14 protein-coding genes are annotated in these 11,255 nt (G+C 72.4%); 9 read left to right on the top strand and 5 right to left on the bottom strand.

The features are described 5' to 3' along the window. The first annotated feature begins 73 nt into the window (after nucleotides 1-73). Entirely contained in the window at nucleotides 74-1,447 is a 1,374-nt protein-coding gene (locus MB828_RS28515; protein ID WP_301650716.1) for a M1 family metallopeptidase, read from the top strand. Nucleotides 1,448-1,461: 14 nt separating this feature from the next. Next, nucleotides 1,462-1,884, top strand: a complete 423-nt coding sequence (locus MB828_RS28510; protein ID WP_301650715.1) for a YchJ family protein — start codon at nucleotides 1,462-1,464, stop codon at nucleotides 1,882-1,884. Between the two features lie 5 nt (nucleotides 1,885-1,889). On the opposite strand, the gene MB828_RS28505 is transcribed toward MB828_RS28510, so the two are convergent. Beyond that, nucleotides 1,890-2,591: a FadR/GntR family transcriptional regulator gene (locus tag MB828_RS28505; RefSeq protein WP_133025840.1), complete on the bottom strand. Its 702-nt coding sequence runs from the start codon at nucleotides 2,589-2,591 to the stop codon at nucleotides 1,890-1,892. 149 nt (nucleotides 2,592-2,740) lie between these two features. Here MB828_RS28505 and MB828_RS28500 point away from each other — a divergent pair, with 149 nt between their 5' ends. Together MB828_RS28500 and MB828_RS28495 are read left to right on the top strand one after the other, a co-directional pair. Next, a complete protein-coding gene (locus MB828_RS28500) occupies nucleotides 2,741-3,262 on the top strand; it encodes a gluconokinase (protein ID WP_301650714.1) in 522 nt (173 codons plus the stop codon). Between the two features lie 24 nt (nucleotides 3,263-3,286). Beyond that, nucleotides 3,287-4,684, top strand: coding sequence for a GntP family permease (locus MB828_RS28495; protein WP_133025838.1), 1,398 nt, complete (start codon nucleotides 3,287-3,289; stop codon nucleotides 4,682-4,684). Between the two features lie 10 nt (nucleotides 4,685-4,694). Here the strand turns inward: MB828_RS28495 and MB828_RS28490 are convergent, their stop codons facing one another. The 3 genes from MB828_RS28490 to MB828_RS28480 form a co-directional block, all read right to left on the bottom strand. Next, the gene (locus MB828_RS28490; RefSeq protein WP_301650713.1) at nucleotides 4,695-5,318 is read right to left on the bottom strand and encodes a cytochrome b/b6 domain-containing protein; all 624 of its coding nucleotides are present in this window, start codon (nucleotides 5,316-5,318) and stop codon (nucleotides 4,695-4,697) included. Then, complete coding sequence (locus MB828_RS28485; protein WP_430381442.1) at nucleotides 5,302-6,051, bottom strand: molybdopterin-dependent oxidoreductase; 750 nt, start codon at nucleotides 6,049-6,051, stop codon at nucleotides 5,302-5,304. The genes MB828_RS28490 and MB828_RS28485 overlap by 17 nt, the downstream gene beginning before the upstream one ends. A 65-nt stretch (nucleotides 6,052-6,116) precedes the next feature. Next, the gene (locus tag MB828_RS28480) at nucleotides 6,117-7,088 is read right to left on the bottom strand and encodes a hypothetical protein (RefSeq protein ID WP_301650711.1); all 972 of its coding nucleotides are present in this window, start codon (nucleotides 7,086-7,088) and stop codon (nucleotides 6,117-6,119) included. Nucleotides 7,089-7,476: 388 nt separating this feature from the next. On the opposite strand from MB828_RS28480, the gene MB828_RS28475 reads away from it, so the two are divergent. Genes MB828_RS28475 through MB828_RS28460 form a run of 4 tightly spaced genes read left to right on the top strand, consistent with a single transcriptional unit; the run spans nucleotide 7,477 to nucleotide 9,699 of the window. Then, nucleotides 7,477-8,370 carry a DMT family transporter gene (locus tag MB828_RS28475; protein WP_133026120.1) on the top strand — a complete coding sequence of 298 codons (894 nt, stop codon included), beginning with the start codon at nucleotides 7,477-7,479 and terminating at the stop codon, nucleotides 8,368-8,370. A gap of 40 nt (nucleotides 8,371-8,410) precedes the next feature. Continuing rightward, entirely contained in the window at nucleotides 8,411-8,947 is a 537-nt protein-coding gene (locus MB828_RS28470) for an NUDIX hydrolase (protein WP_301650710.1), read from the top strand. A 48-nt stretch (nucleotides 8,948-8,995) separates the two neighbouring features. Further along, complete coding sequence (locus MB828_RS28465) at nucleotides 8,996-9,388, top strand: YidH family protein (protein ID WP_301650709.1); 393 nt, start codon at nucleotides 8,996-8,998, stop codon at nucleotides 9,386-9,388. Beyond that, nucleotides 9,385-9,699 carry a DUF202 domain-containing protein gene (locus MB828_RS28460; protein ID WP_301650708.1) on the top strand — a complete coding sequence of 105 codons (315 nt, stop codon included), beginning with the start codon at nucleotides 9,385-9,387 and terminating at the stop codon, nucleotides 9,697-9,699. Before MB828_RS28465 ends, MB828_RS28460 begins: the two co-directional genes overlap by 4 nt. Nucleotides 9,700-9,749: 50 nt before the next feature. Here the strand turns inward: MB828_RS28460 and MB828_RS28455 are convergent, their stop codons facing one another. Then, entirely contained in the window at nucleotides 9,750-10,691 is a 942-nt protein-coding gene (locus MB828_RS28455) for an NADP-dependent oxidoreductase (RefSeq protein WP_301650707.1), read from the bottom strand. Between the two features lie 129 nt (nucleotides 10,692-10,820). On the opposite strand from MB828_RS28455, the gene MB828_RS28450 reads away from it, so the two are divergent. Next, nucleotides 10,821-11,117: a hypothetical protein gene (locus tag MB828_RS28450; RefSeq protein ID WP_301650706.1), complete on the top strand. Its 297-nt coding sequence runs from the start codon at nucleotides 10,821-10,823 to the stop codon at nucleotides 11,115-11,117. Nucleotides 11,118-11,255: the final 138 nt, after the last annotated feature.

Genomic DNA, 11,255 nt, shown 5'->3' with positions numbered 1-11,255 from the left:
CCGTCCGACGGTGGCCGCGGGCATCGGCGCACCGAGAGACGGTTCGAGCACAGCGCAGGGAGCGAACGCGGAAGTGGCAGTGCAGCAGTCAGCGGGTCCGGACCCGTACTTCCCGGACAACGGCGACGCCCGGTACCGGGTGCATCGCTATGAGCTCACGCTGGACTACCGGCCCGGACCCAACCGCCTGTCCGGCATGGCCCGGATCAACGCGATCGCGGGCCGGGCCGCGCTGTCCGAGTTCCAGCTGAACCTGGCCGACTTCAAGATCGGCCGGATCCGGGTGGACGGCCGCCAGCCGCACTGGACGCACCGCGGCGGCAAGCTGCGGGTGAAGCCCTCGAAGCCGCTGCGCGCCGGGGCCGCGTTCACCGTGGAGATCCACTGGTCGGGCAATCCCAGGCCGGTGAACAGCCCCTGGGGCGGGATCGGCTGGGAGGAGCTGACGGACGGCGCGCTGGTGGCGAGCCAGCCGGTCGGCGCGCCCTCCTGGTTCCCGTGCAACGACCGGCCCGCCGACAAGGCGTCCTACCTGATCTCGGTGACCTGTCCGTCCGCCTACTCGGTGGTCGCCGGCGGCCGGCTGCTGACCCGGACCACCAAGGCGTCCACGACGACCTGGGTGTACGAGCAGGCGGCGCCGACGTCGAGCTATCTGGTGAGCCTCGCGATCGGCAAGTTCCACACCGTGCTGCTGGGCGACCCGGGCTTCGGCGGGGTGCCGATGCACGGGCACATACCGGCGCATCTGCTGCCCGAGTTCTCGAGGGACTTCGCGCGGCAGCCCGCCATGATGGACCTGTTCCAGCGGCTGTTCGGGCCGTACCCGTTCGACGAGTACGCGGTCGTCGTCGCCGACGAGGAGTTCGACGTCCCCGTCGAGGCCCAGGGGTTGTCGCTGTTCGGCGCCAACCACGTGGACGGGGCGCGGGGTTCGGAGCGGCTGGTGGCGCACGAACTCGCCCACCAGTGGTTCGGCAACAGCGTGTCCATCACCGACTGGCGGCACATCTGGCTGAACGAGGGGCTCGCCAAGTACGCGGAATGGCTGTGGTCGGAGCGGTCCGGTGGCCGTAGCGCCCAGCAACTGGCGGGGATCGCCCACCGGTTGCTGGCGGGGCTGCCGCAGGACATCCGGATCGCCGCCCCGGGCAAGAAGGCGATGTTCGACGACCGGCTCTACGAGCGCGGCGGGGTCACGGTCCACGCGATCCGCTGCGCGCTCGGCGACGAGCGGTTCTTCCACATGCTGCGGGCGTGGGCGGGGCTGCACCGGGGCGGGGCCGTGACCACGGCGACGTTCCAGGCGCACGTGAACCGCTTCGCCGACGAACCGCTGGACGGGCTGTTCGACGCCTGGGTGCACCGGGCGCCGCTGCCCCCGCTGCCCACCCCGTCCGTCCCGGCGCGTCCGGCGCAGCCGCCCACCAATGCCGAGTCGGCGTAGGCGAAAATAGGCGCATGGCCCGACGTACCCCGCAGCCCCGGCGGCAGCCCGGCTCCGCACCGGCTCACGGCACCCCCTGTCCCTGCGGGCTCGCGGAGACGTACGAGGGGTGCTGTGGCCGGTTCCACCGGGGTGCGGCGGCGCCCACCGCGGAGCGGCTGATGCGCTCGCGCTACAGCGCCTTCGTCGTGCGGGACGAGGGGTACCTGCTGCGGACCTGGCATCCGCGGACGCGTCCGCCGGGGGTCGACTTCGAGCCGGGGATGCGCTGGACCGGCCTGGAGATCCTGGGCACGACCGACGGCTCGGCCTTCCACACCACCGGCACGGTCACCTTCCGGGCCTCCTTCCAGGGCGGTTCGCTGGTGGAGCGCAGCCGGTTCGAGCGGGTGGACGGGGCCTGGGTGTACGTGGACGGTGACTTCCCGGAGGCGTAGCGGCGCTACGGCGCGAGCACGTCCAGTTCCTCGAGGGCGCCGACGGTGATCGCGCGGGTCAGCTGCTCCGCCCGGTCCGCGTCGCCCTCCCGTACCGCCTCCGCGAGCTGCACGTGCAGGGTGACGGCGGCGGGGGCGGGGTCCTCGAACATCACCTCGTGGTGGGTGCGGCCCGCGAGGACCTCGGCGACGACGTCACCGAGCCGGGCGAACATCTCGTTGCCGGACGCGGTGAGGATCACCCGGTGGAACGCCATGTCGTGGACGAGGTACTGCTCCAGCCGGTGGCCGCGCGAGTTGGCCACCATGCCGAGGGCGCACTCGGTGAGTTCGGCGCACTGCTGCGCGGTGGCGTTCCGCGTCGCCAGCCGGGCCGCCACCGGTTCGATCGCCGAGCGCAGCACCGTGAGCGAGCGCAGCTGGTGCGGGCGGTCGGCGCCGGCCAGCCGCCAGCGGATCACCTGCGGGTCGTAGACGTTCCACTCGGCCTTGGGGCGGACGATGACACCCACCCGGCGGCGGGACTCGACCAGGTGCATGGACTCCAGGACCCGGACGGCCTCGCGCATCACCGAGCGGGAGACCTCGAAGTGCTGGGCCAGTTCGTCGGTGCGCAGGACACTGCCCGGTGGGTACTCGCCCGCGGTGATGGCGGGACCGAGGGTGTCCAGTACGCGGCCGTGGAGCCCTCGGCCCGGTGTGCTCATGCACTCAGCGTACAGAGTGGATCACAGGGCCAAAAAGTCAGACTTATTTGTCACACACTCTTGAATTCGTCGTACCTAATGGGTTTCATTTGGGCCGGCACCGGATGACGTTCGCCGGTGCCGATGTCGAGGAAGACAGCGAGGCAGTGATGCGGACCCCCCACGTCGTCGTGGTGATGGGCGTCGCCGGCACGGGCAAGACCACGATCGGTCCTCTGCTCGCCGCCCGGCTCGGCGTCCCGTACGCGGAGGGCGACGACTTCCACCCGGCGGCCAACATCGCCAAGATGTCGGCCGGTCACCCGCTGGACGACGCCGACCGGTGGCCCTGGCTGGACGCCGTAGGCGCCTGGGCGCACGGGCGGGCCGGACTCGGCGGGGTGGTCAGCAGCTCGGCGCTGAAGCGGGCGTACCGCGACCGGCTGCGGGCGGCCGCGCCCGGTGTGGTGTTCGTGCACCTCACCGGCGACCGCAAGCTCATCGAGGACCGGATGTCGCACCGGCAGGGTCACTTCATGCCGACCGCGCTGCTGGACTCCCAGTTCGCCACGCTCCAGCCGCTGGCGGCGGACGAGGCGGGCGTCGCCGTGGAGGTCTCCGGCACCCCCGAGGAGATCACCGCCCGTGCCGTCCGGGCGCTGGACGCCCTTCCCGACCCCACCGATCAGTAACCCATACCGCCAGAGGAAACCCCTGTGACCAGACTCAGTGTCGAGTTGCTGGCTGCGGACCCCGTCGCGCCCATCACGTCGGCCGGACATGCCCAGCTGGGCATCGCCGTGCTGGCGGGCTTCGCGGTCATCATCCTGCTCATCACCCAGTTCAAGCTCCACGCCTTCCTGGCGCTGACCGTCGGCTCGCTCGCGCTCGGCGCGTTCGCCGGGGCACCGCTGGACAAGGTGATCACCAGTTTCACCACCGGGCTCGGCACCACTGTCGCCGGCGTGGGCGTCCTGATCGCGCTCGGGGCGATCCTGGGCAAGCTGCTCGCCGACTCCGGCGGCGCGGACCAGGTCGTCGACACGATCCTCGCCAAGGCGGGCGGACGCGCGATGCCGTGGGCGATGGTGCTGATCGCCTCCGTGGTCGGGCTGCCGCTCTTCTTCGAGGTCGGCATCGTGCTGCTGATCCCGGTCGTGCTGATGGTGGCCAGGCGCGGCAACTACTCCCTGATGCGCATCGGCATCCCGGCGCTCGCGGGTCTGTCCGTGATGCACGGTCTGGTGCCGCCGCACCCCGGCCCGCTGGTCGCGATCGACGCGGTCCACGCGAACCTCGGCGTGACCCTGGCCCTCGGCGTCCTGGTCGCCATTCCCACCGTGGTCGTCGCCGGTCCGCTGTTCTCCAAGGTCGCGGCCCGCTGGGTGGACGTCCAGGCACCCGACCGGATGATCCCGCAGCGCGCGTCGGAGGAGCTGGAGCGGCGTCCCGGCTTCGGCGCCACGCTCGCCACCATCCTGCTCCCGGTCGTCCTGATGCTGTCCAAGGCGCTGGTGGACATCGTCGTGGACGACCCGGCACACACCGTGCAGCGCGTCTTCGACGTCGTCGGCTCGCCGCTGATCGCTCTCCTCGCGGCCGTGATCGTCGGCATGTTCACGCTGGGCCGGCCGGCCGGGTTCTCCCGGGAGCGGATCTCCGGGACCGTCGAGAAGGGGCTCATGCCCATCGCGGGCATCCTGCTGATCGTGGGCGCGGGCGGCGGCTTCAAGCAGACGCTGATCGACTGCGGGGTGGGCCAGATGATCCTGGACATATCCAAGGACTGGTCGATCCCGGCGCTGCTGCTGGCCTGGCTGATCGCGGTCGCGATCCGGCTCGCCACCGGCTCGGCGACGGTGGCCACGGTCTCGGCGGCGGGCCTGGTGGCCCCGCTGGCCGCCGACATGTCGACGGCCCACACGGCCCTCCTGGTCCTGGCCATCGGCGCGGGCTCGCTGTTCTTCAGCCATGTCAACGACGCCGGGTTCTGGCTGGTCAAGGAGTACTTCGGCCTGAGCGTCGGCCAGACGATCAAGACCTGGTCCGTGATGGAGACGATCATCTCGGTGGTGGCGGGCGCCCTGGTCCTCCTGCTGTCCCTGGTGATCTAGCCGGCCCCCGCTAGGGCCGCCACAGCGGGTGCTCGCGCCTGGCCCAGTCCCGGCTCACCGACCCGGTCCGCAGGCCCCGCCTCGCCTCCGGGTCGCCGAGGGCCATGCCGATGTGGCCGGCCAGGACGACACCGATCGTCAGGGCCAGCCAGTCGTGCACGAAGGTGGCCGAGGTGCGCCACATCAGCGGGGTGAGGTGGGTGAACCACATCATCAGGCCGGTGGCGAGCATCACCAGGGTCGCACCGGCGATCCAGTTCGCGTAGATCTTCTGCCCGGCGTTGAACTTGCCGGCCGGGCGGGAGGAGCGGCGCCTGTCGCGGGCCAGGACGGCGTGCAGCCAGAGCCTGTCGTGGGGGCCGAAGCGGTTCAGGAAGCCGAGGTCCCTGCGGAAGGCGCGGGAGGCGAGTCCGAGCAGGACCGGGACGGGGAGGGCGAGGCCCGCGCACTCGTGGATCCGGACGACCAGTTCCCGGCGGCCGACGAGCACCGCCAGCGTCGGGACGTAGAGGCAGGCGGCGGTCAGGACGCAGACGCCCATCAGCGCCGCCGTCGTGCGGTGGATCCAGCGCTCGGCGGCGGTGAAGCGGCGCAGCCGGTCCGTGGCGGCCGGCGCCTCAACTCGTAGGCTCATCGTCCCGTCCGTTCGACTTGCCGACCCAGGCGTCGACGTCGTAGCCCAGCTTCTCCCAGTAGCCCGGTTGCACCTTGTCCGTGACGGTGATCCCGGAGAGCCACTTGGCGGACTTGTAGAAGTACATCGGGGCGACGTAGAGGCGGACCGGGCCGCCGTGGTCGTGGCTGATGGGTTTGTTCTGCATGCGCAGCGCGACCATGACGTCCGGCCGGCGGGCCTGGTCGAGGGTGAGGCTCTCGGTGTAGGCGCCGTCGAAGCAGGTGAAGCGGATCGCCCTGGCGGTGTCGCGGACGCCGGCCAGGTCGAGCAGGTGCGAGAGCCGGACGCCCTCGAAGGGCGTGTCGGGCACCCGCCAGCCGGTCACGCACTGGACGTCCTTGACCAGCTTGGTCTGCGGCAGGGCCCGCAGGTCGGCGAGGCTGTAGGTGCGTTCCTCGTCGACCAGCCCGTCGATCTTCAGCCGGTAGTCGGCGGCGGTCCTGTCCGGCACCGACCCGGTCACCGAGTAGTAGCGGAACCCGCCGCCGTTCGGCAGCAGCCCGGTCAGGCCCGTGGGGTCCTTGCCGGAGAAGGTGCCGAGGACCGTCTCGGTGATCCGCTGCAGCACGGGAGCGGTCACCACGCCGAGCGCGCCGAGGCCGAGGGTGCCCAGGAACACCCGGCGGCCGATCGGGCTGCCGTCCTCGCCGGGCCGTGGCTCCCCGGTCGGTTCAGAATTCACGTACCCCATTCGAACACCGTCCGGGCGCGTCGGGCCACGAAATACGGCGGCCGTAAGGAATCCACAACCTCTTCTCATGAACCTCCCAGCGCCCGGTGCCGGGCCGCCCGGAACGCCTCGCAGGGGTCGCGGTCGGGGTACGACCAGGGCACCTCGGTGGTGTGCCGGCCGATGCGCTGGAACAGGGCCGCCGCCTCGGCGTACCGGCCGGCGTCGCAGGTGGCGTGGGCGAGGTGGTTGAGGTCGACGTGCCGGCGGGGGTGCTCCTCGATGCCCCACTCCAGCCACCAGTCGAAGGCGGCGCTCAGGGCGCGGCGGGCGGCCGGATCGGCCCACTGCCCGGCGCCGGCCGCGGCGGCGGGCGCCCTTCCGGTGGCGGCCAGTACCCGGTGGCGTTCGTTGTACGCGACGACCGGGAGGACCGCGAGCGGGGAGTCGGCCGGTGCCTCGGCGGCCGAGCGTTCCGCGAAGGCGCTCAGCTCGTACGCCCCCTGGGTCTCGGTCTCCGCGAGGCGGGCGGTCATCAGGTGGTGGGCGTGATGGTGTTCGGGGTGCCTGCGGCGCACCTCGGCGAAGGCGTCCCGGACCTCCTCGTCGGTGCCCAGGTGCCGGGCCAGCAGGAGGAGGCCGAGCCAGGGCGTGGGGTCGGCGGCGGCCAGCGCGGCGGCGCTGCCGCAGGCGTCGCGGGCCCGCTCGGGCGGCTCCTTGCCGCGCAGCGCCCGCCGGACCAGGGTCAGCGCGTACAGGCCGGCGGCGCCCGCGGAGCCGGGCTCGGCCAGCAGCCACTCGCGGGACCAGGCGATGGCGTAGGGCTCGCGCGCGAGAACGGTGACCCGGTGGCCGCGGCGGTCCCAGTCCTCACCCGTGTGGAGCAACAGGGAGCGGGCGGACTGCCAGCGGCCCTGGGCCAACGCGGCGCGGGCGGAGATGAGTTCGGCGTCGCCGAGGGCGTCGTCGGGGCAGTGTCCGCACCTGGGGTGCGCTGCCGCGCGGTGGCCTTCGGCGACGGCCCGGCCTGGGCCTGCGAGGGGCGGGGTTGGGGGCACCGCGGAACTTCCTGATTGTCGGGCTGCCATCGGCCGATCACGCACAGCAAACCCTCAGCCAAGACTTTGCGTCAAGCCGGACACCGCTGGTCCTTCGTTCAACTACCTTGGAACGGGCGGAACTTGACGCGCGCCGGGCAGCGCTTGGCGTACCGTGACCGTAGGGCTTCGGGTTCCTGCTGTGGCGTACGCCATGGCGCGGGCCGTCCGGGCGTCGGACCATGGCAGTGCGGTTCCGCCGCTCCGATCCACCCTCCGCGATCGACCCGGCCGTCATGACCGAGTCGGTCGCCCGGTTCCGGGTACTCCCGGAGCAATACCTGTCCGGCAGCGCTACAGTCGGCCACTACGCATCCCGTAGCCCGGCCGCATGATCGAGGTACGCAGCGTGTCCGTCCTGGTTCTGGTTCTCGCCGTGAGCGCGGCCTGTTGCCTCGGCTTCGGGTTCGTGCTCCAGCAGAACGTCGCCCAGAAGGCTCCGCTGAGCGACTTCCTCTCGCCCCGGCTGCTGCTCGACCTGATGCGGGTGCCGCGCTGGCTGGGCGGGATCGGCCTGATGGTGGCCGGCATGGTCCTGGGAGCGGTCGCCCTCGGCAAGGGCGAGATCTCCCTCGTCGAGCCGCTGCTCGCCACGAACCTGCTCTTCGCCCTCGCGCTCTCCAGACACCAGACCAAGCACCCCCTCAGCCACCAGGGCTGGGCCGGCCTGCTGCTGCTCGCGGGCGGGGTCACCGCGTTCATCCTGGCGGGCGAGCCACGCGGCGGCCACGCCATAGCCAACCCGCTGCGCCACTGGCTGATCATCGGCCTGGTGGTCGGCATCGCCCTGCTGCTCACCACCTACGCCAAACGGTCCCGGCTGAGCGCCGGGCCCACCCTGCTCGCCCTCGCCGCCGGCCTGCTCTACGGCGTCCAGGACGCGCTGACCCGCGTCACCAGCACCCGCTTCTCCGAGGGCGGCATCATGGAGGTGCTGACCGGCTGGCAGCCGTACGGCGTGCTCGTGCTCGGGGTCACCGGGCTGCTCCTCGTGCAGAGCGCGTTCGAGACGGCGGAGCTGCGGATGTCGCTGCCGGCGCTCACCGCGGCCCAGCCGCTCGCCGGGATCCTGTGCGGCGTGGGTTTCCTCGGGGACCGGCTGCGCACCGACACCGGGGCGCTGGCCTGGGAGGCGGCGGGGCTCGCGGCGGTCGTGGCGGGCATCGTGCTGCTCGGGCTGCATCCGGCGATGCCGCGCGGCGCGGCGCCCAAGGAGCCGTCCCTGGACCTCCAGCCGCGCTGACGCCCCTCGCCGGCCGCCCGCGGCCTGCTTGGATGGCCGCATGAGCGCTGCTGACGAAATCCTCGACATCGTCGACGAGAACGACCGGGTGACCGGGCAGTCCCCCCGCGGCGAGGCGTACGCCCGGGGCCTGCGCCACCGCTGCGTCTTCATCCAGGCCAGGGACGCCGAAGGCCGCGTCTTCGTCCACCGCCGCACCGCGACCAAGCTGGTCTTCCCCTCCCTGTACGACATGTTCGTCGGGGGCGTGGTGGGCGCGGGCGAGTCCTACGACGACGCGGCGCTCCGGGAGGCCGAGGAGGAACTCGGGGTGACGGGGCTCCCCCGGCCGGCGTTCCTGTTCAAGTTCCTGTACGACAACGGCGCCGGGCAGAGCTGGTGGTCGGCGGTGTACGAGGTCCGCTGCGAGCTGCCGGTCGACCCGCAGGCGGAGGAGGTGGCCTGGCACACCTTCCTGACCGACGAGGAACTGACGGCCCGCCTCGGGGAATGGGAGTGGGTCCCGGACGGCATCGCGGCCTGGGACAGGCTGCGGGAGTGGCGCAGCGCCCTTGAGGAGCGCGAGGAACGGCGTTGACCGGCCCGCGCCGGAGGACCGCGCGGTCCCCCGGTAGGCTTCCTGTACGTGATCGAATTCGCGCGGAACGTCCGTTTGTGGTTCGCCCCCGAGGTCGTACGGCAGGAGGGGACGACCCCCGACTACCGTTTCTCCCTCGCCAACGAGCGGACCTTCCTGGCCTGGCTGCGCACCGCTCTCGCCCTGATCGGCGGCGGCTTCGCCGTGGACCAGTTCCTGCCCGACCTCCGCTGGGGCTGGCGCGTCGGCCTCGCGCTCGCGCTGCTCGCCGCCGGGGTGCTGTGCTCGCTGCGCGCCGTGAACCACTGGATGCGCTGCGAGCGGGCGATGCGGCGCGGTGAGGACCTGCCGGTCTCGCGGTTCCCGGCCCTGCTGAGCGTGGTCGTCGCCGTGGTCGCCGTGGCCATGGTGGTCGTGGTGCTCGTCGGGTGGGAGGGATGACCGGGCCCGCCCGTGACCCCGGGCTCCAGCCGGAGCGGACCCGGCTGGCCTGGCGCCGCACCACGCTCTCCGCCACCGTCGTCGGTGTCCTCGCCGCGAAGACCGCGCTGCACGACAGCACCTCGGCCGCCGGGATCGTCGCCTGCGCGGGCTGTTGCGCCCTCTGGCTGGGCTTCCTGGTCGTCGCCAACCGCCGGATCCGCGCCCTCGCGGCCACCGGCCGCCCCCCGGCGCTGGCTCCCCGGCAGGCGACCGCGGCGGTCCTGTGCACGGTCGCCGTCGCACTCTGCGCGACGGCCCTGGTCGTATAGGACGACCCGGCAGGCCACCACCGGCAGGACGCCGGCTCCGCGGGACCGGGCTAGCCCTCCTCCGGTCCGCCCACCGTGATCACCAGCTTGCCCCGGGTGCGTCCCTCCGCGCTGCGCCGCTGGGCGTCGGCCGCCCGCTCCAGCGGGAACGTCTCGGCGACGTGCACGACCAGCGCTCCCTGTTCGGCGAGGGCCGCGAGCCGTCTGAGGTCCTCGGCGTCGGGGCGCACGAAGCAGTAGCGTCCGCCGAGGTCCGTCACGGCCGGGTCGGCGATGGAGGCCATCCGGCCCTCGGGGGCGAGCAGGTTCGCCGAGGTGGTCAGGGTGTCCCCGCCGATGGTGTCGAAGACCGCGGCCACCCCGTCCGGGGCCAGCCCCCGGACGCGTTCGGCCAGGCCCGGGCCGTGGCTCACCGGTTCGCCGCCGAGACCTCGTACGAACGCGTGGTTGTCCTCGCTCGCCGTGCCGATGACCCGGGCACCGAGGTGGGCCGCGATCTGGACGGCCAGGGAGCCGACCCCGCCGGCGGCGGCGTGCACGAGGACCGTCTCGCCGCGCTTGACCTCCAGCGCGTGCACGAGCACCTGGTAGGCGGTGAGACCGGCCAGTGGCAGCCCCGCGGCCTCCTCGAAGCCGAGGTTGCGCGGTTTGCGGGCGAGGGTGCGCACGGGCGCGGCGACGTACTCGGCGAAGGTGCCCCGGGAGAGGAAGTCCTCGCGGACGTAGCCGATCACCTCGTCGCCGGCGGCGAACTCGGTGACCGCGGCGCCCGGCCGGACGACCACACCGGACACGTCCCAGCCCGTGATCACCGGGAAGACCGCGTCCAGGACACCGTCCAGAAGCCCCTCGCGGCACTTCCAGTCGACCGGGTTGACGGCCGCCGCGCGGACCTTCACCAGCACCGAGTCAGGGCCGACCTTGGGGTCCTCGACCTCGCCGTACTCCAGCACCTCGGGACCGCCGTACCGCCTGTAACTGATGCCCTTCATGCAAACGACCCTCCGGGGTACTCGGACGCCACGCAAGCGGGATGCCCCGATATGCGGCGTATGCGTGGCAGCCTTTCCGACGGCATCACGCCACGATCCCCGGATCCCGTACCCCCGAAGGCGAGCACCATGACCACCCTTCACCAGGAACACACCGCACACGGCCACAGCCACGGACCGGACTGCGGGCACGACCAGGTGCCGCACGGCGACCACGTCGACTACGCGCACAACGGGCACCTGCACCGCGAGCACGGCGGCCACTGGGACGAGTGCGAGCCCGAGGCGCACGTCACCCACGACGGCCACGACCACCGGCACGGCGACGGCTGCGGGCACACCGGCGTCCTGCACGGCGACCACGTCGACTACCTTCACGACGGTCACCGGCACGCCGAGCACAACGGTCACTGGGACGACCACTGAGCGACGCGTCCCCGATCGGCGGCTCCCCGTTCTGCGCGCGCGGGGAGCCGCCTCGTGCCGCCGGGGCCGTAGGGTGGTCCCGGTCACGTTCGACTCATCCACTGGACGACATACCGACCGGTCGGCATCATAGTCGGG

Source organism: Streptomyces arenae (assembly GCF_022343545.1).
Lineage (GTDB): Bacteria > Actinomycetota > Actinomycetes > Streptomycetales > Streptomycetaceae > Streptomyces > Streptomyces humi.
The sequence above is the reverse complement of the archived record's forward strand: the minus strand, read 5'-3'. Positions and strand labels throughout refer to the sequence as shown.